At 56.6% G+C, this 20,632-nt stretch carries 11 protein-coding genes; 2 read left to right on the forward strand and 9 right to left on the reverse strand.

Annotation, left to right across the window (positions count from 1 at the left end; all coding sequences use genetic code 11):
• Positions 1–37: 37 nt before the first annotated feature.
• Positions 38–1,801, forward strand: a complete 1,764-nt coding sequence (locus tag CT676_RS32890; RefSeq protein WP_135216204.1) for a DUF927 domain-containing protein — start codon at positions 38–40, stop codon at positions 1,799–1,801.
• Between the two features lie 1,350 nt (positions 1,802–3,151).
• On the opposite strand, the gene CT676_RS32900 is transcribed toward CT676_RS32890, so the two are convergent.
• The 8 genes from CT676_RS32900 to CT676_RS32935 all read right to left on the reverse strand — a co-directional run bounded on the left by CT676_RS32900 (position 3,152) and on the right by CT676_RS32935 (position 13,912).
• On the reverse strand, positions 3,152–4,738 hold the full coding sequence (locus tag CT676_RS32900) for an MFS transporter (protein WP_135216205.1): 1,587 nt from the start codon (positions 4,736–4,738) through the stop codon (positions 3,152–3,154).
• Positions 4,739–4,936: 198 nt separating this feature from the next.
• Positions 4,937–5,266, reverse strand: coding sequence for a hypothetical protein (locus CT676_RS32905; protein ID WP_135216206.1), 330 nt, complete (start codon positions 5,264–5,266; stop codon positions 4,937–4,939).
• A 773-nt stretch (positions 5,267–6,039) separates the two neighbouring features.
• Positions 6,040–7,410, reverse strand: coding sequence for a PLP-dependent aminotransferase family protein (locus CT676_RS32910; RefSeq protein ID WP_135216207.1), 1,371 nt, complete (start codon positions 7,408–7,410; stop codon positions 6,040–6,042).
• A 276-nt stretch (positions 7,411–7,686) separates the two neighbouring features.
• On the reverse strand, positions 7,687–7,977 hold the full coding sequence (locus CT676_RS32915) for a cytochrome c (RefSeq protein ID WP_244623339.1): 291 nt from the start codon (positions 7,975–7,977) through the stop codon (positions 7,687–7,689).
• 47 nt (positions 7,978–8,024) lie between these two features.
• Positions 8,025–9,233, reverse strand: coding sequence for a molybdopterin-dependent oxidoreductase (locus tag CT676_RS32920; RefSeq protein ID WP_135216209.1), 1,209 nt, complete (start codon positions 9,231–9,233; stop codon positions 8,025–8,027).
• Positions 9,234–9,476: 243 nt separating this feature from the next.
• A complete protein-coding gene (locus CT676_RS32925) occupies positions 9,477–10,463 on the reverse strand; it encodes an MBL fold metallo-hydrolase (RefSeq protein ID WP_135216210.1) in 987 nt (328 codons plus the stop codon).
• A gap of 847 nt (positions 10,464–11,310) precedes the next feature.
• On the reverse strand, positions 11,311–11,910 hold the full coding sequence (locus CT676_RS32930) for an HD domain-containing protein (RefSeq protein WP_244623335.1): 600 nt from the start codon (positions 11,908–11,910) through the stop codon (positions 11,311–11,313).
• A gap of 1,627 nt (positions 11,911–13,537) precedes the next feature.
• On the reverse strand, positions 13,538–13,912 hold the full coding sequence (locus tag CT676_RS32935; protein ID WP_135216212.1) for a response regulator: 375 nt from the start codon (positions 13,910–13,912) through the stop codon (positions 13,538–13,540).
• Between the two features lie 304 nt (positions 13,913–14,216).
• On the opposite strand from CT676_RS32935, the gene CT676_RS32940 reads away from it, so the two are divergent.
• Positions 14,217–14,858 (forward strand): response regulator transcription factor, encoded by a 642-nt coding sequence (locus tag CT676_RS32940; RefSeq protein ID WP_135216213.1) that lies wholly within the window; start codon positions 14,217–14,219, stop codon positions 14,856–14,858.
• A gap of 107 nt (positions 14,859–14,965) precedes the next feature.
• Here the strand turns inward: CT676_RS32940 and CT676_RS32945 are convergent, their stop codons facing one another.
• Complete coding sequence (locus CT676_RS32945) at positions 14,966–20,431, reverse strand: AAA family ATPase (RefSeq protein ID WP_135216214.1); 5,466 nt, start codon at positions 20,429–20,431, stop codon at positions 14,966–14,968.
• Positions 20,432–20,632: the final 201 nt, after the last annotated feature.

Genomic DNA, 20,632 nt, shown 5'->3' on the forward strand with positions numbered 1-20,632 from the left:
TGTGACTGAGTACCTGAGCACTGAGCATGAGAATGAAATGAAGAAGTCACACGACCGCATCGAGCGGAGCAAATCCGGGGTATTCCTTGTTTCGGCCAATGGCAGACGACGAATTGCCGCGCCGATCCGGTTCAAAGCTATCGGGCACCGACTATCCGGTGGCAAAAAAATCGCGATGGCCGAAATAGCTTTTGTGACGAGAAAGTCGGCGAAGGTATCAGAATTTTTCGACATGTCAGCTACGACACCCCGAAACCGCAACAGGATCATCGATACCTTGGCGGATTCCGACTATCGCTGGCCAACTGAAAGTAAACTCCCCGAGCGACTAATCGAACATGTGCTGGCACGTGAACCTGATCGGACCTTCACCATGGTTGGAGCTCCTGGATGGTACGAAGATGCGATCCTCACCTCTCGTCGTCAATTCGGAAAAGGGAGCCGTTTCATATTGGACCCTAATGCGGGTGCCAACGTTGCGAGGATGGCTCTTGGAAAGGGGTCACTTGAGGATTGGCAAGCAACCGTCGCTCGAACCGCGAGAAAGTCGTCGCGTCTCCGTCTGATGATAGGTGCGGCGTTTGCGGCTCTTCTGCTTCGCCGCCTGAACATGGACTCGTTCGCCCTCAATCTCTTTGGCACCACATCCACCGGAAAAACGAGCGCCCTTTACGCGGCTGGATCGGTCGCAGGATTGTTCGGAGACAATGGGTTGCCGGGGTGGGCTGATTCCATTCCGGGCTTAGAGCAACTCGCGGTCGGTCATCGAGATGGCATTCTTCCGCTGGACGATACTGCAGATGAGGGCGGCAGTACGCTGCCAATCCAGAAAAAGGCAAAGCTATTCGCCTTCATGTTTGCGCGTAATCGCGGCAGAAACCTCGACAAATCTTATGAAAAGAAAACGAACCTAAGCGTCAAGGAGTTTCGGGTCATCGCCCTCAGCACGAGCGAATTCGCTCTGAAAGCAATAGCAGAGAGCGCTGCAACATCTCGCATCGGCGGTGAAGAGGTCCGATTTATCGATGTTCCCGCGGTCGAGCCGGGTGCTGCTGGGATTTTTGATTGCCTTCAACTTGCCGCGGATGAAAATCCGACGGAAGTGCGCCAGCGGTTGGTGAACGAACTGCGCCTTCACGCAGTCGAAAATCAAGGCTTTGCGATGGATCGATACATGCGCCGGGTTACAAAAAATCCGGAGGCCGCGGTCAAGAGAGCCAAGTTTCATATTGCGTATTTCGAGGCGGAGGTTTCTTCGAAACTTGCGACCGGCCCGGATCGGCGGATTGCAGCCAATTTTGCTGTGATTTACGCCGGTGCAGCCTTGGCAATCGAGTACGGCATTCTTCCTTGGAAAAAGAGGGAGACACGAGCCGCAATCGAAAAATGCATGGTAGGGGCGCTTGCCACCATCCGGAGGTCCCCGACCGTCGTTTCTAATCCAGGGACAATTTCGAATATCGAAGGTGTCGCCCGTGAACTAGACGCCGATCTGCAACGCCTTACTCTGGTCTCGCTCAGAAAGGGCGAACGTTGCTCAAAGGAAGAGGCTATGCGGCGCGAGAGTGCGGACGGCTTTCGCGTTGATGGAGATATTCTCATCAAGCCAAGGTCTTGGAGGCCGAGTGATGCCGCAAAGGAGTTGCTTGTCGAGCATCAGATTCTCCGAACGCAGCGGAGCGACGCCGCCACGATAGACAGGAAGGTAATGGGGGTGCCCGGCAAGCGACGCTACTACGTCATCGACCAAGAAAAACTTGAGGGAGCGCTCGCTACCCTCGCCGGTCCGCCCAGCCTTTGAAAAAGTCGATTTTTTGAAACAATGAGCGGAGTGGCCGGACCAGAACCTGCGCCCCCTGCGTCCCCTGCGTCCCGAACGTAAGTAGCAAGCGAAAAAATCAACAAAAACAGTGGAGTTCGCTTGTGATTGACCACCTTTATCGCTGTCTGTCCACGATGTTTCGGTGGTCAATCGGTGGTCAGCCTCCGGCGCGATCCGACGGTTGGGCCACACAGAATGTGTAAAGCACTCCATTGGTAATGGAGAGTCGACAGTTCAATCCTGTCTGGCAGCACCAGCTTCCCCCTTTGATTTTCAGGCTCTTTGGAAAACCATCGGGGTAGGCGCAGTGAGTACAAATGCAGAAACGTGCGCGGGAATGCGCCTATAGCGGCACGCTTCTCGCACGCTAAATCTCGCTTGGTTCTGCAGTGCCATGAGCGGCCCCGCATGGAGAGGATTCCAAATGGTGACATGTCCGATTTGCGGAAACGAAATCGGAGAGCTTCCAAGAAGGGTTTGATTGCAAGCAACACGGCAAGTTCAAGGTCTCAAGGACAGCTCTCGAGGCTGAGCCGAGTAAGAGCGCCGGGCGCGATAGTTGGGTCCGCGGCGCGCTATCTCTCACCGGTTGAGTTGGCCGAGGAGTTTCCACCGTCAGGAATACGAAGGCCGGCCCATCGTCGTGCAGTCATGTGCACAGGACGATCGCGCTCAAATCGTTTGCGAGCTCGCTAAAGCGACCGGCGCGAACCAGGCGTCATCGTGGTAGGGCGTCGCGGTAATGCGCAGCCACTCGGTGCCGCGCGGAACGGTCGGATAGTTGATCGGCTGGACAGTATCCCCCATCAGGAAACGGGGGAATCGTAGCTGACTCGTGGCTCTTCACACAGCCAGGGTCAACAGCAGCAGTCAGCTCAGCGATCACATGGCGCACGCTCTGCCGCAGACAGCCGACATAGCGACGGCTCTTGCGTTGTTCTGCTCAGGAGCGATTCTGTTGAAAAAGTCCGATCTGTCGCGCATGCCTATTTTCTAAGGGCTACCGGTGCGGTCGACGCCGTTAGACACGGGGCGCCACGTCAATCTGCGCTGAATCGCTCTTCGATCTTCCTAGCTTTGCCGTGAAGGCTGTTCTTGCCGGAATTCGCCCTGAGCTGATCTCAGCGACATTTTGCGCTGGTACTATTTTCGACTTTTTCAACAGTATCGATCATCAGCCGACTTCGGTAAACGTCCGCATTGTTTTGGCGCTGCAAAATCTCGGGGCCTAAGGTCCTGTGGGCTATTCGATCGGGTATTCGGTATTGGCGGTACGGCAGCCGTCATGGCTATGATTTGGCTGGTCCTCACTTAAGCGCGATACGACTCCTAAAATACCGTGCCCGTTGGGGAGCGCGGCTTGCGCTGCCCCAAACCGGCGGCGAGCAAAGCACCGCCGACATGGCAGATGGCAATCCCGACAAGGGTGACTGAAAAGGCTCGCGTCACGGTTGCCGGAACGGCATGCGCGCCAATGACGGAATAGAACAGGCCGCCGAGCACCGCGATGCCGACCGCGGCACTGACCTGCAACGTAGAATTGACAATGCCGCCGACAAGACCTGCGTGGCGCGGCTCCACGCGCTCGACAATCGCCCGCATCATCGTCGGCATGGACATGCCCATGCCGAGCCCGACGACCGCCACCGCTGGACCCAGCAACGTCCACGGCGGAGCGACGCCAGCGGCGAAATGGGAAGCAATCAACGCGATCGCGATAGCGCCGGTCGCCGAAAGAGAAAAGCCGAGCGACGTCGCTGCCCTTCCTAACCAGCGGCCGAACAGTGGACTGAAGGTCGATCCGGTCACGAAGCCGATGGAAAACGGAATGACTCCGAGCCCGGCCTGCAGGGCGGTAAAGCCAATCGCAGCCTGGAGATAGATCGAATAGATCAGGAAGAACGTGGAAATGGCGTAGAGCGTCATGATGGCGCCTAGGCCGCGCATCAGGCCAGGCTGTTGAAAGATTTCAAGAGCGATGAGCGGATCGCCACCGGCCCCAGCCAGCCGGATTTCGTAGCGTCGGAACCACTCGACGAAGATCGGCGTGGTCAGCAACATGACGATCGACCACACCGGCCAGCCGCGCTCGCGCCCTTCGACCAGCGGCAGCACGAAAGCCGTAAGTGCTGCGCAGGACAAAACGACGCCGCCCCAGTCGAGGCGCGGACGGCGTTCGCTACGCGTGTCCCGCAGCACGCGGAGCGTGGCGATGAATGCGACAACCACGATCGGCACATTGATCAGGAAGATCAACCGCCAGCTCAATCCGCCGATATCGGCGGCAACGAGGGCGCCGCCCACAAGTTGGCCCACGGCCGAGGAGAGGCCGAGGGTGATGCCATAAATGCTGAGCGCGCGTCCGCGCTCGCGCGGCGGAAACAGGGCATGCACGGACGCCAGCGCTTGCGGGGCCATGGCGGCGGCGGCCATCGCCTGCAACAGGCGCGCCATGATGAGCGAGGATGGCGACCAGGCGAGGCCGCAGAATGCGGAAGCCAAGGCGAAGCCGGCAAGGCTGATCAGGAAGATGGACTTGCGCCCATAAATATCGCCAAGCCGTCCACCGGTGATGAGAAAGACCGCATAGACCACGGAGTAACTTGAAATGATGAGCTGCGCGTCCGCCGCCGTCGCTTGCAGACCCGACGTGATCGACGGCATTGCGACAATGACGATGAAGAAGTCGAGCAGCGCCAGAAATGAACCCACTAGTAGACACGCGAGCGCCCACCACCGCTTTGGATCGAGATTTTGGACCTCGCTCTTCGCTGGTGCCGTGGGAGTTATCGACCTTTCGTGCTTCATTTTTCTTATCTTTGCTTTCGTTCGACCCATGTCCGGTGGGGCGACGGCGAGCCCGCCGCGGAAACCCGTCGCGCGGCAGACTGCAGCCGTGCCGGCATGCGTGGACATGATCTGCTCGGGGAAGATCAGGCGAATGAATTGCCTCGCGCCCGCGTATGAACTTTGCGAGCAATTGACGCGGAGCGCGCCTCGATGCCGACGGCGGCCTTGTCGATAGCGAGCTGGCACGGAACGCCGCGGTGTTTCTTGTCCGCGAGTGGGTGCTCTATCGCGCTCTTGGAGTGAAGAGCCAAAGCGCCTTGCCTGCTAATCCTTCCGTCGGACTAGCTGTTGGCCATAAAGGCACGTCTCCAGTTCAACGTAGCTTGGCAGGATAGAAGCGTCGCCAGTTGTTAACCCCATGCATATTTTCTTTTGGGACGGTGCATATTGCCCCCACTGCGTTTGAAGCTGATCTTTTGCCTGTTGCTCGGCGTCAGCACATTTTTTTATCGTTGCGTTCAAACCTGCATTTGGATCGACTGCGGAGGCAGTCTCGACTTTGCATCCCAATTCAATGTTGAAGTCTGGAACATGATCCGCAACCGTGACGATCAGTTGCGAAGCCAGTACTAGGGCTGACAGTGAAATTATCATCTTCTTTCTCCTCATGTTTGATGGTTGGGTTCGTGCAGTCTTGTCGCATGAGATCGCGACATCGACTTACGATGATCCGGCTCCGGGACAGACGAGCTCAAGGCTGGCGGCGTTGGCTACCGACATCATCCGCTTATGGAGGTTGAAAAGGAGCCACAGCATTCGTGAGTTCATAAGTGTAACTAGCGACCCCGAGAATAACATCAGGCACAACGCCAGGACGATTAGCGTGACCAGCGTGATCAACCACAAATGATGATACTCTCGCTCCAAGACGGGTGTGCCTGGTGTCTGGAAGATCTGAGCTTTGTCGGAGCAGCCAAACAGCAACGCTACAGATGCTGAAGCCAATAGCCAGAATGATCTGAGACCAAATGCGACTCGCGCCGTCCGGTTCCGTTCGGGCCACGCAATCGGCTCGTCAGATTTCAAAAGACTTGAACCACGATCTTTGGCAAAAGGCATGCGAGCACCCACTCTGCGAGGCAGAAAGTTGTGCGCGTAAGGACTCATTCAAACCTCATCCGCGCATCGAACTGTCTAATTGCGTTTGCACGGATTGAAGTAGCATTCCGCCTGCCGCAGATAAAGCTCGCTACGATGACAGTGTATGGACCGAGGACCTGCGGGCGATAAAGAAGCTGCATTCAGCGTGGGCCAACGCAGTCGAGCGGTCTCGATAGATCAGAACCGCCGTCGGGTACTTCAGTAGCCGGGAGGAAGTACTGAGCGGCTCGTGTTAGCGACGACACAGTTGCTTCGACTGGGTTGAGTCAGACTGACTTGTTCAATTGATGATTCAATGCGGCGGCGACGAGATTCAACGCTCTGATGAGATCGGATCGACTGGTGGCGGCGCCGAGCGAGACGCGAACAGCGTGCGGCGGAACTCTATCGACGGCGAATGCTTCGGAGGTGCAGACCGCAAGACCTTGACCCTGAACATGCGACGCGAATTCGGTGCTCGTCCAATCACCGAGCAACGGGATCCAGATGTGATGACCGTTGGGACGTGCGTAATAGGGGTGTCGCGCGAGCGCGCTGGCGGCCAGCTTCTGTCTTGCTGCCGCTTCGGCGCGGACGGCATCAATGATCGCATTGGCGCTGCCGTCCTGCAGCCACCGCGTGACGAGCGCGACTGTGAGGGGCATCGGCATCTGAACGCTCGCTCGCAGCGCAGCCGCCAGAAGCTCTTTGGACGCGTGGTCGGGGGTCAGAACAAATGATACACGGAAGCCGGGAGCGATACACTTTGAAAGGCTCGCCATGAAGTATGTCCGCTCCGGAATCAGTGACGCAAGCGGCACCGCCTCCGGCTCGAGTGCGCCGTAGGCATCGTCTTCCAGCAGCAGTACGTCGTTTCTCCGCAATACCTCGGCCACCTCCTGGCGCCGCGGAAGCGGCATTGTCGCGGTCGTCGGGTTGTGGATCGTCGGAACCAAATACACCGCCTTGGGGGCATGTCGCCGACATGCCTCTTCGAGCGCGGCCGGAACGACGCCGTCCTCATCCATCGGGACCCCGACCAGGCGAACGCCCGCATATCCGGCCGCGGCCCTTATCCCGGGATAGGTCAGCGCTTCGGTGAGAACCACATCACCTGGCGACATCAGCGTTTCAAGCAGATTGAAAATTGCGTTCTGAGTTCCGGGGCAGATCACGAGGCGATCACCACGCGCGTCCGCAATGCGCGAACGGAGCCACTCCGCAGCAATGTTGCACTCTGCCTGGCATGTTCTAGGGTCCCGGTAAGTGAGAAGCGCGGAGAACCCAACCTCGCGCTGGATCGCTGCGAGTCCGCGCGTGAGCCGCCCTTCCAGGTCGCTGTCCAGCGGTTGAGGCGGAAGAATCATCGAAAGGTCGACGTCCGGCGCCTGGTACGAGCTGCGCCTCGGGAACGATAGACACTCGACGACGAACGTGCCTTGCCCGGCGCGGGTCTGCGTCAGCCCGCGGTGCCGAGCTTCCGTGTAGGCGCGCGTCACCGTGGTGAGATCGATGCCGAGCGTCTTCGCCAGCTCCCGATGCGTGGGGAGCTGTTGTCCGCGCACTAGCCTTCCGCTCTCGATGTCCGCGGCCAAGGCTGCCACAATGCGCAAATAAACCGGGCCTTCGCGATCGGTTAGTGTAGGAGTCCAGCTCATACAACTGCCCCTCGTGTTAGGACCAAGACTGAATTCCGAGGCCACCAACGTGATGGGGCTACGTGTAGCTGATCGATATCCTTCGGTAGTATTTTTACCTCCACGTTGAGGGAGCCCTCCTCATGAACTTGGTAGATGTGGTCCATCTCCTCAAGACTTCTTTTGAGGAAATTGCACGAACACGACTTCGTTGCTGCCATCTCGATACGGGCTCGAACGGGCAACGCAGTGGTCGTTCACCGTTGTCCGACTGATCGATACAGCGGGCTGGTCGCTTTAATACGTCTGCGAAAGATACTCGACGATCTTGTCGACGTCCGCTTCGTCGATCGGTGCGCCGTACACCTTGATCATCTTCATGACCTCGGCGTGCCAGAAATCCTTCTTGAATTTGGGGCCCTGTGGCTGAGTCTTGATGTAGTCGGCTGAATGACATGCGGTGCAGTTGTTCTGGACGACTTCCAGGTTTGGCCCTGGCTTGAAAGCAGCTGTCTCCTCGGGAAGGTTGTAGGAGACAGGCTTGGCCTTCGCCAACATCGGACCGTAAGCAATTCCTGCCAAGGCCATCGCACCCAGGAGGCCAGTCATAACCACGAGCTTCATGACCACTCTCCTCAAGCTGCCACAATACGATAGGTTTCGACGACGTTGCGCAGGTAGCCAGCGGGATTCCACAATGGCTGCAAGGGCTGCGTTTGTCCGTCATTGCTGGTCGCGCGGACCTTCAACTCATGCGCGCCGGCCGGCAATTTGACCATCAACGTCCATTCGCGGAATGAGTACCGGCCGAGATTCTCGCCGAGGCGTGACGGCGTCCAGATCTGTCCGCCATCGGTCGAGACCGCGACCTCTTTGATGCCGCTTCCGCCATCGAATGCAATGCCTCTTAACGGCGTCTCAGCACCAGCCTTCACCTTGGCGCCGTCAACGAGACTGGTCAGAAAGGAGCGCACGGTGAATTTATTGATTGGAATGGTCGCCTTTGGCGCCGTTCCCGGCTCGACGCAGTTGCAGTCATTGTCCGGAATTCGATAGGCACTCTTCATCCAGAAATTATTGAACACCGTGTCGATGACAGTGATTTCGTTGAGATGCTTGACCCAGTAGGTGCCATAGTAACCGGGCACGATCAGGCGCAGCGGATATCCGTTAAGGACCGGAAGGTCCTCTCCGTTCATGGCATAGGCCAGTATCACATCGCCGTCTCTCGCATGATCGACGTCGAGTGCCTTGGCAAAATCCGGCGTCCTGTCGCTGACCGGACCATCGAGCGCACCGAATACGACTTGCTTAGCACCAGCCAGCATGCCGGCTTGGTCGAGGACTGCCTTTAGAGAAACGCCCTTCCAGCGTGCATTGCCCATGGCGCCGTTGGCGAGTTGACCACCACCGACGCGCGGATCAAAAAATCCACGGCTATTGCCGGAGCATTGATTGACTGCCACGAGCTCAATGGCCGGCATCTTTTTGATCTCGGCCAGCGACAACTTCAGCGGCTTGTCCACCTTCCCTTTGATCTCGACGGAGAAAGTATCCGGATCGATCTCCAGCGGAATATCGGCGAGATGGTAGCGCACGAAGAACGCATCGTTCGGTGTGATCACACCTTCATTGAACACGGAGAACGGCGTCTCTAACTGCGGCGGCCGGCTGGTCAGGCCGATCAGCGGACGCTTCTGAGGGTATTTGATCAGCGGCCGCTCGCCATTGCCAAACGGCAACGTCACAGTCTCAGCCAAAGCCAACTTTGATGAAAAAGATATAGCGGCACCGGACGCCGCAAGCATCATTCCGGAGTGCATGAGGGTGCGTCTGTCGATCATGGTGGTCCTCTCGTTGCCTTCGTCAAAATGAAGTTCAGCTGTCGCTGATCTCAACCGGGTCGGGAATGATGTGGCTTTCGACCGGCATCACCTTGCGGATCGTCTCGTGGTGCCAGCGGCGAAATATCGGCCGAACTCATGCCGGTCGGCCACCGCGCAACGTCGGCGCTATGCTTTTCGAAAGCGTTGGCGACCGACTGGCACGTGTGGACAGATCGCCTTCGAACGTAGATTGCACGACGTTCACGATGGGTCTTCCTGCGAACGTGCCGGAAGTCCTTCGTACACAAGCTTTGTGAAGAATTCCGGACCGATTACGAATCTTCCCCACTTCGCGTCGAAGGCGGCGGTCGGCTTCGCCGCTATGACTTCTTCGAGGGATTTTCCCTGTGACTTCAGTGCAGCGACCTTATCGCGCACCGCGACCAGCATATCGCGAAATTCAATCAATTGAGCGCGGTTGCCGACCTGCCCATGACCCGGAACCAGGATTGTTTTATCCGTGGTGTGGTCGATAATCTTATTGGCAAATGCGATGGCCGAATTGACGCTGCCGCCGTCTTCGTTGTCGATGAACGGATAGTTTCCGTTCCAGAACGCGTCGCCGAGGGCCATCACATCGGCCTTTTCGAAATACACCACCACATCGCCATCGGTATGGCCGGCGCCGAAATGCTCCACCTTTATAGTGTCACCTGCGAAGGTGAACTCTTTCTCATTTTCCACGAGGATCGTCGGGCGCGCGCCGGCTGGAACGGGATCGAACGTCCAATTCCAATCATCGACGTGAGCGGTCTCGGCAAGATGCTTCAGCGTATTTATCTGCGCAATGATCGAGGCGCCGGCTGCATGCATCCACTCGTTTCCGTCGGTATGATCCCAGTGCCAATGAGTGTTTACGACGTATTTCAACGGTGACGGGCTGAGGTTATTGAGAGCCTCCTGCAACTTTTCTTTTGAAGGCTTGATGCCCGAATCGACGAGGAACTTACCCTCGCTTCCGGAGAGAACCACGATATTCGCGCCGGATCCCATAAGGACATTGATGTTGCCGCGAAAAGGCACAGTGACGATGTCGCCCTTGGCTCGCTCAAGATAATGCGCGCCGGCCCCAGTATGGAAATAGTCTCCCTTTATCGGCGCGGTGGCGGTTACGGGGGCCGCATATCCAAAAGCAAGAGCCGAAATGAATACGGCGATCGATGGAATCGTAAGCCGGCTGATTGCCATGACTGGATCTCCTTTCCCAACGCAATCGGCGCAACGAGTTGGCCATATGCGTCAGAGATGTTTTGCATGCGTTGCGCTTGCCTGGATTGAAAATAGCGTTCGCTGTCCGGAAATAAACCTGGCGCCGATGACAGTGTATGGACCGAGGACCTACAGGCGCGAGCACCTCGGCACATTAGATATCCACGACCATGGACGCGTTCAGCTACTAAGATGCTGTCTGCGCTATCAAACGACAGTTTGTCGAATTGCATTTAGCGACCGCGTGGCTGCTGCGTGGCAGGGCTTGTTCACTCGCTCGTTGATGCAGTGTGCTCTAGACCTGCTGTGGCGCGATTCAACGGACCTTTAGTGTCCGACCGATCGGCTAGCGTCCAGAAGACGGCTTGGGCTTCAAAGCTTTTTTTTCATTCGTCAAGAGCTGATCGTACAATCGATCGATTTCGCGCGCTTCGTCGGGTGTGACATCCTCCCGACCTAAAGCTCTGAGCTCTTGCGCCGTCGGCTGGTTATTATGACCATTCCGAATGGGCCAGGGCTCTTTGCCAGTCCGCGCGGTCTGACCGGCGGCCTCCAATCGGGTCGCCAACAGTATCGTGAAAGCCGCTGCGATCCACTTGCAAGACATGACTTATCCTCGATGGCTATCGATAGGGTTCTCGTCAAACGCAACACTTTGGTCGGCCTGTCATCTCTGATTGACATGCGTTCAGTCTAAAGCTGCGACTTCATGCGGACCGGGAATCATCTCTCTATCATCTGTGCTCTCGCGTTTGGCTCGATACGAAATCCGAAAACCTAGAATTCGGATACATTATCGGGCGGGAGTGGGCTGCGATGGGACCCGTTACCCACTCCAAGGCGACTGCAATATAAGTTTGCAGAAATCCACTCTCTGGAAGTGGGGGTCGCGGTAAGCGAGCACGTCGTCATTGACGGTCCCGAATGTACTGTTCGGCCTGTGCTTCATCCCGTTATAGAACGCTTCGATGATGTCGTTCTTAAACGAGTCGCCACGTGGATAAGCTGCCAGAACTGCGTTACGTTGGGCTTCGGTAAACTGCTCGTATGCGAGGCCCATAACGTCCATTTCTACTCCGGAAGTCAAAAGGGCCACCTCGGCTTGCTTATGCTCGGGAATTCCCGGCGTGGTATGCAGCGAGACCGCGTCCCACACTGCTTCGACGCCCCTTTCGGGGATCCCGTGCCTTCTCAGGAAGTCTCGAGCGGCATTGGCGCTGTCGACTTCGAAACGGTTGGCGGATGCCTGATATCGTTCCGTAAGACCTATGTCGTGAAACATCGCGCCGACGTAGAGAAGCTCGTGGTCAAACCTCAGGCGACGTCGTTTTCCGGTCAGAGCCCCGAAAAAATAGACGCGCGTTGAATGATTGAAGAGAAGATCCGTTTCGGTGTCGCGGATCAGCTGCCTTAATTCCTGGGCCATTTTACTGTCCGGAATTCGCACCCCATCGATGGCTACGGACGTTGGATCACTTCCATGATCGCAATCCACACTGCATACATGTTGGGTGCCATCTTTTGGGGTCTTCGCACACATCTTTTTTCCTTTCAGAGTGAAGACGCACGGAGGTCCCGCTTCAAAGCTAAGCGACCGCTGCGGTCGGAGAGCGCCTCATCTGCAACTTCTGTGCGATCCTCGTGTTGGATCGCTCGCTCCAGATCGTTCATCATTGATAGCGATGCGACGTTAACTACGGAAATGAAACGATTGCAGCCGCCAGATGAGGACTCTGCACGACCGCTGGACTGCGAAGGGCACTGGAGCGCACCAGGCAACGAAAAACATCGTGGGACGGAGGTAGTTGGTCGAGGAAGGCGAAGCGCGAGAAGTGATCAAGCCGTTGAAACAGTGGTACGCGCTCGGACGCCAATCTACGACCGTCATGACCTGCTTGCTTTTACGTGACTGCGCGCGCGAGACAGGCCCAAAAACGGCGCGAGAATGACCGCAACGAACACTCGTCGATCCATTGAGCACCCATTGTCTACGATTGTTAGGCGCCGCGCCGCTCTGCTAGACTTATAGTAACGCGGTCGGCCTTGAGACGAATGGTTGACCTCCTCATTCGTACTGTCCTGGGCGGATGCCGAGTCAGATTCGGTGTCAAGTTGCATCGCAACATTTTTGCTAACCCAGGGAGAGATCACGAAATAGGCGAGGCCTTGCCCGAGTGCACAAGCGTCAAGGCCCCGCGCGAACACGACGGCGGCTGAACCGTCGAGGTGAGCTGCGGGTCAAAGCCGGCCTCTGCCACATCGTACAACACGGGCCGCTACCGTTTAGTGGCGGTCGCCGCGCGCTCGCGCTGACTGATCGCCTTGCTACTGACTGTTGCGCAACCCCGTGACCGCAAGCTTAGCCAGCTCGAAGTCGGTCCGATCGTCGGCACCACGGCTCCGCAGCTCCGCAGCTCCGACTGACGAAGCGTAGCTCGAGACGTGCAATCGAACATCGTCCGGCCACGAACCGCATTCAGGGCAATTGATGCCCCGCAATGGCGTTCGTAGGCGTGTGGCGTGAGGATCACGCGCCCTAGATTCCGCCGAAGGAGCGCAGAGGCAAGCCGCGACCCCAGGAGTGCCTCTGCAGAACGCCAGCTTTTGGTCAAGCAGTCGCGCTGAGCTCGGGGAAGTCGTGTGGCTCGTGGGAAGAGATCGGCAATCGCCCCCCGCAAAACATTTGCGCTCTGGTCCGCCCACTAATTGCCATTATCAACGTTGAGGCCGCACGAGCAAGATAGGCGCAAACTCGGCGATCCATTGAGGTCGACGAATTTCGGCTTTGCATCAACAAACGCCCGCGCATGCGCAAGCTACCGTGTCGCCGTAACTACCCGCGGCGCTCAGCTCTTCACTTCCAGCACCACGACAATCCTCGACTTGTACCGAGGGCAGCGTGCGTACCCGCGGCCCGGCTACAGACCTTTCACAGCATCTCGATCTCGCTCTCACGCCACATGCGGGGGTCGCCTGCGACTCAACGAGCGTCCCCATCCAGAGGCTTCGTCTGGTTTACTCGCCATCAATCCCGCAAAATGCCGGCCATCCGCTCACCTCGATGCACGCAGCGTCCGCTCAATGCATTCGACAAGATCATCTATTTCAAACGGCTTACGAAGCAAGCCCGCTGCACCGGCAGAGGCTGCTCTGCCCTCCAGGTTTTCCTCTGTGTGTGCAGTAATCAGCACAACAGGAACTACTGACCCGCGAGCCTTCAGCCATTTAATCAGCTCTAGCCCACTCATTCCGGGCATATGAATGTCTGTGACGATGCAATCGCATGATACGATTGCAACTGTGCTAGTATACGCCTCCGCGGAAGTGTATCCATCAGCACCAAACCCCAGCGAGGAAAGCGACTCCACCAGCGCCATCCGGAATGGTTCATCATCATCGATGACTGCGATCTCGAGCTCTCTCGGCACTTTGCATTCAACTTCAGCTGGGAAGCGTGGAGCACGCAGTACACTCGCACGAGCCGAGGTTTGGCGAAATCATACGAGAGTGTTACCTTGTCCGCCCGGCACGGTTGAATCTTGATAGGTCTATACTGGTACCCTTATTTCAGCCGTTTGCTTAAAGTCCGATGCCCTATCTAAGCCGTTGTCACCGGACGACTTTTTCGCAAAGATCTGGGGATGCAGGCATCCTCGGCCTATACCAGCTTTGATCGCAACATCCGTGCCATTTTGATAGCAGTTGACCCGAGATAGGGTTTAAACTAGGAGCATGCTATCTGGAGAGAAGACAAAGCCCCTGGTGCATGTGGTTGATGACGACGCGTCTATGCGAAGCGCGTTAGCGGATCTCTTTGATTCAGTGGGCCTACAAACTCAGACCTATGCAACAGCGGAGGACTTTCTTTCGGCTAGGCGGGCCGACCGGCCAGGCTGTATCGTTCTGGATGTCCGCTTGCCGGACGTAAACGGTCTAGAATTCCAAGGACGTCTGAGTCAAATCGGCGTCGGCATGCCGGTGGTGATGATCACAGGCTTCGGCGACATTTCGATGTCGGTTCGTGCCATGAAGCACGGCGCCGTGGATTTTCTCCCAAAGCCGTTTCGCGACCAGGACATGCTGGACGCAGTCATTACTGCCATTGACCGGGACCGCCAACGCCGAAGTTCTGAGTACGATCTTTCTCAGCTAGAGGAGCGATACAAGGCTCTCTCACGCCGGGAGCAGGAGATCATGTGGCACGTTACCGCCGGCAAGATGAATAAACAGGTAGCTAGCGATCTCGGTATCAGCGAGATCACGGTCAAGATTCACCGTGGCGCGGTCATGCACAAAATGATGGCGCAAAGCTTTGCCGAGTTGGTCCGAATGGCCGACGCTTTGAAAGCTCGCCGTAGCAATCCTGGAGGCTAGCAAAAAGTCACTCGCCGTCTCCAGAGATGTACCGTCACAGGCAGCGCAGCCGCAAACGCTTGCGTACCAGTCGATAAGAACGCCACCGGCGAGCATCTTATCTGAATTCATTTTCCAGCAGGCAGCAGCATGCAAAAGACAGCGCCCTGAGGCCTGTTCGGAGTCGCCCATAGCCGTCCGCCGTGCGCGTCGACAATCGATCTACAGATCGATAAGCCCATCCCTAACCCGGTTGATTTCGTTGTAAAGAACGGCTCGAAGATACGTTCGGCGTCTCCCGCCGAGAGCCCCGGCCCCGAGTCGCTTACGGCTACAAGGACACCGGTAGGATCGGCAACACTCGTTCCGATCGATATCATGCGCGATCCTTCAGTAGCTGTGTTCATAGCTTCGATGGCGTTCATGATCAAGTTCAGGATCACTTGCTGCAACTGGATTCTATCTGCAAATATGTGCGGCAGATCTTCCGAGAGTACCATCTTAAGTGAAACGCTATGCTCGGACAGAACAACACGAGTTAGCCCGACGATCTCCAAAATCACCTTGTTGATGTCTAACTCCTCTGCTCGCGCAGGGGCTTTTTTCGAGAAATCACGGATACGGCTAAGAATGTCAGCGGCGCGTTTACCGTCTGCGATAACGCGGTCGATCAACGGCTTGGCTTTTTCCAAGTTCGGTGGCTGACGAGCGAGCCAGCGCGCTGCCGTTCCGGCATTTGTAAGCAGCGCAGCAAGCGGTTGGTTGACCTCGTGTGCTATGGAGGCAGAGAGCTGACCCATTGTGGCTACTCGATTCGCGTGCGCCAGCTCTTCCTGAGCGCGCTTTCGCTCTGTCAAGTCTAGGACAAAGGCTACACCCTGGTGTGGTGGCTCGCCGAACGACGCTCCTCCCACAAGTACTGGAACGCGACCCCCGCCTTTTCTCACAAAGACCTCTTCGGCAGGCTCCGAGCTTCCCGCCGACGCAATCTCGAACAACAGCCGCACGTCAGCAGCACTCCTTTCCGGAGGTGCCAAGTCGTTAAAGCTAAGCCGACTAGAAGAGATGTCATCCCGGCTATAGCCTACGATGCCCAGAAACGCGTCATTCGCCTCTGTGATACGGCTTTGGCCGTCATAAATGCATATGCCGATTATGTTGGACTCGACCAGCCGACGAACCTTCGCTTCACGCTCCTGTAAGTCGCCATAAAGGCGGGTGTTCTCGAGCGAAATCGCCGCTTGCGAACCCAGGAGCTCCAAGAGCCTCGCCCGCTCAGGCGTGAAGACGTGGGATGCGAGCGCGTTCTCCAGATAGATCACTCCCACCAGTATTCCCTGACGAAGAAGCGGAACGCAAAGTACAGATCGCACCCCTCCAACTCGGAAATATTCTTCTGAGAATAGATGTTGTTTGGACCCATCGTCGAGAAGCACAGTCTCGTGTGTTCTCATTACATACCGAACGACACTTACAGGAAGTATCCCACTTGCGTCTGAGCCATAATCCAGAACGATACAGTCACCATCACTCCGTGCCTCTGCTTCAATCCGGTAATCACCTTCGCTTGGGCGGATTAATAAGCCCCGATCTGCTCCCGCACTTTGCATGGCAATCGTCATTAAACGTTCGATCAAGCGCGGCAGAAGGATCTCACCGGACAAGGCTTGTGATGCCTTCACCACAGCGGCGACGTCGAGCTGTTGATCTGGCGTCAACATTTCTGTCTTTGCGCCGCGCAACTCACTCCTCTCCAAGTGGAGATAGAGGGACTCGAGTTGCCGTACCTTCGCCCCGGCGCCCCACCGCAAATAACCATCTCGGGCCTTTTCACGAAGGAGATCCGCCATCGCCGTGAGGCCCCGCGATTCGTAAAAGCGCGCAGCCGTCTCGCACGCTAAAGCCTCGTTGTGCACAAACCCATTGAGCTGAGCCGAACGGATCGCCTGATCGTACAGTTGCTGAGCATCAAGGTCGCGCCCGTCGAGGCGGGCCATTTCCGCGGCAATGAGCGCCGCGCGGTTCTCGAAATTTTCAGGACATTGTTGAGCCCAGATCTGAAGTTGCTTGTGATGGGCCGTCAATGCTTCCTGTACCGCCCTCCTCTCGTCGGGTTCGACGTCTTCAAAACTGACGACCGCCCCTGCTCGCGCCAATGCGGAATAAAAATGGTACTCGGCTCGCTCGACTGGAGACGGGCCATTGAGCATGCCTTGCGCTTTTCTCGCGGCTTGAAGTGCCGACGAAAATTCTTGCGCGAAGACACAAGCCTGCAATTTTCTGGTCCAATATGCGTACGAAGGATTGGTCAAATTCGGGTCTGCAGCAAGATAACTTTCATAGTCGGCCTGATCGATCTCGGTATTATCGAACAATCTTAGATCTAAAGGCCGTCCCCTCAGAGTACGAACGAAGTAGAGCTTATTGAGGATGAGGAGGAAAACAAAACTGGAACCTGTCCTACGCGCGAAATCGAGGGCCGCCAGGGCTTCTCTTTCTACCACATCAAGAGGCTCACCAGATGCAATCAAGCTCTTGATTACGTGTGAGCGGCAATGACCAGCGTAAAGGATGTCGCCGACCTTATCGCCCTCTTCGCTGCCTCGTACCACGAGCAGGCGCCCAAAACGAAAGTGGCGGATCAAGGGGCTAATAGCCCCTCCGACCCTTAGATAGATGCGGGCCTTGAGCGGGTCCATTCCGCGCTTGTCGACGAGATCGAGGCTGAGCTGCGCTAAGCGTTCCGCGGTGATATAATCGCCAAAGTCGGTTGCCAAAACCAAGGCTAGCGAAACATATCCGAGACAGGATGCATCGCTGTTGCCGTGCAAGAGGCTCAGGTTCACCATGCGCGCGATCAGCAGGCAGTTCAGATTGTAGTCTGTGTTGTTGCCGGACGGCATGAGCTTGGAGAGGACGTTCATCGTCGCAAGCGTGCCGGCGTCCTCCATCAACGGAAGATCAAGCAAATCCTCGATAGAGTATCTTCTGAGTTGATCCCTAAGCCCTTCGTACTCTTCCCTCACCTCCTCGCTCGTTGGATGAGGCGACCATTCAATGCCCACCTTTCGAAGATACTCCAGTCCCACCTCGACGGAGCGCTCCGAGCGAGCGAGCATCACATAAAGATCGACGCGGAGGGAAGCGACAGCGCCTAGGTGGACGACATTCTTCACGCGGTTCGCAAGCAGGAGTAATCGCTCTTCAGCCGGCTCCAAATCGTTCGTCAGAAATTCCGACTCGGCGAGGTTGTATTCCAGCTCGAAAGCTAGGGTGTATAGCCGCGACCAGCAATCGCTTCCTAAGAGCGACCGGCCGACAGCAAGATAAGTCTGTGCAGATGAGTAGGCGGCTGCGTTCTTAGCACGTTTGCCAGCAAGTAGATTGAGCTGTGCAACTTGCTCCATTTCTCCTTGAGAGGTGATCAATGCCGCACTTCGATTGAAATGCCCGACGATGTCGAAGATCGCCTCTTCGAGTTTTTGCGCCGGCGTATGCGCGAAGAGCAGTCTGCCTATGCGTAGGTGGCGCTCGGCGCGCGCTTCCTCGGGGACGAGCAAATAGGCCGCTTCCTGGATACGATCGTGTTGAAATGCATATGCATCGTCTAAGCGAAGAATGAGCTCGGCTCGCACCGCCTCCCAGAGACATACATGAAGATCTTCCTGCGATATCTCGCAGACCATTTCGAGTAGCCCAAACATCGCACTGGAACCGACACAGGCGAGCTGGCAGAGCGCTTCCTGAGTTCTTGCCGGTAATCGACCGAGTTGTTTTGCCATGAGATCGACGACGTTATCGGTGTAACCCTTGCCGTGAATGCAATTGAGATCCCAGCACCATCGCGCATTCGCGGCGTCGAACGTGAGTAAAGCGTCATTCGCGAGTGAAGAAAGAAAGTGAATTGAGAAAAATGGATTTCCGCCAGTCTTTACGTGAACCAATCTCACGAGCGGTTCGGCGACATTAGCCTCGCAGCGTAAGGAGTCTGAGATCAGCTCCGAAAGGTCTGCGAAAGTCAGCGGCGCTAATGAAACTTCTTGTATTGTTGCGCCGCCTCGACGGATCGCGTCGATCTTTTCGAAGAGGGGATGCGTAGCCGTGACTTCATTGTCTCGATAAGCACCAATCAGCAACAGATGCCGCACATCCGATTGCGCGGTAAGGCTTTCGATTAGATCCAGCGTTGCGACATCGAGCCATTGCAGATCGTCAAGGAAAAGCGCCAGCGGGTGCTCAGGACGCGCGAACACAGAAATAAATCGTCGTAACACTGTCTGAAAACGGCGCTGCGCATCCTGAGGAGATAGATCAGCGACTGGCGGTTGCTTGCCAATGAGGAGTTCCAGCTCGGGGATGAGATTCACAATCAGCCCGCCATTTTCGCCAAGCGCGCTGCGCAACTCATGTTGCCAGCGTTGGAGCTCCGCTTCGCCTTCGCCTAGAATCTGGCGGACGAGAGTTCGAAAGGCCTGCGCTACGGTGGCATACGGAATGTGACGTTCATACTGACCGAACTTGCCAGAGGCAAACAGCCCTCGCGGCGGCACCAGGACCTTGTGAAGCTCATTAACTACAGATGACTTGCCGATGCCTGAATATCCGGATACGAGAACTAATTCGGGCACACCAGTGGTTACGACTCGGTCAAACGTGCTAAGCAAACAGTCTATTTCGTGCGCACGACCGTAGAGCTTTTCAGGGATCTGAAGCCGGCCTATCAGATCGTGCTCCGCGAGCTGAAATTCGTCAATTCGGTGCCGTTTCTCGAATTCGGCCTGACATCGCCGAAGATCGTGTTCGACTCCCGCAGCCGTCTGATATCTCTCCTCCGCAGTCTTGGCGAGGAGCTTCATCACAAGTTGAGAGACCGGCGAGGGAGTATTATCCGACCGCTGGTTCGGTGGTATTGGCGTTCGAGCAATGTGGCAATGAACCCATTCGATGGGATCGCACGCGCTGAAGGGGAGCGCGCCCGTGAGCATCTGATAGAGCGTGACGCCCAAGGAGTACAGGTCGCTCCTGGAATCGATCGAGCGGTTCATTCTCCCGGTTTGTTCCGGGGCCATATAGGCGAGAGTGCCGGCGATCGATTCCGGGGGAGATGGCGCCTGGCGTTCTCGGAAGAGGCGTGACGCGATGCCGAAGCCGGTGAGCCGGACCTCACCCGTAGCCGAGTTGATCAGAATGTGACTGGGCTTGATATCTTTATGGACCAGGCCTTGCTCATGGACCTTTTGTAGGGCCGCCGCAAGGCCACGGGCAATTCGTAGGAAGATCTCTATGCCGATCGGAGCGTCGAGTAGCGAGCTGAGCAACTTGCCGCCCGAATCTTCAAACAGGAGAATGCTCTGACCGCAGTCCGTCAGGAGTTCACTCGGCTGCACCGCCCAGTCGCCTTTGAGTTCATCTCTCAACGAATACTCATGCGCCAGACGATTAAGAGTGCTCGCTTCTGCTCGTTTCGCAGCCGGAAGGGCAACCAGTACTTGCTGGCGCTGCCCTCCTGCGGCTAACCGTGAACCTCGGCCGAATATGAGCCCGCCGTCTTCGGACAAAATCTCAAGGACGTCTATTCCGCTCGCGTTCACCATTGGAAATGGTCCCACTCGCAAACCGTTGTTGGTCAGGAGGCGCGGACACCGCCTCGCCAAAAAGGGTAAGAGCCACAAAAGGGCGAAGCAGAGTTTGTGTCCGGTCAGAGTAGCATTTTCACGCAATCTCGTGGAAGCTTTCCTACGTCGAGCGCAAAACGGCAATTGGCCCCACGCTTCGCCGATAAACTGCGCTTTCAA

The organism is Bradyrhizobium sp. MOS001 (genome assembly GCF_004634465.1).
Lineage (GTDB): Bacteria > Pseudomonadota > Alphaproteobacteria > Rhizobiales > Xanthobacteraceae > Bradyrhizobium > Bradyrhizobium barranii.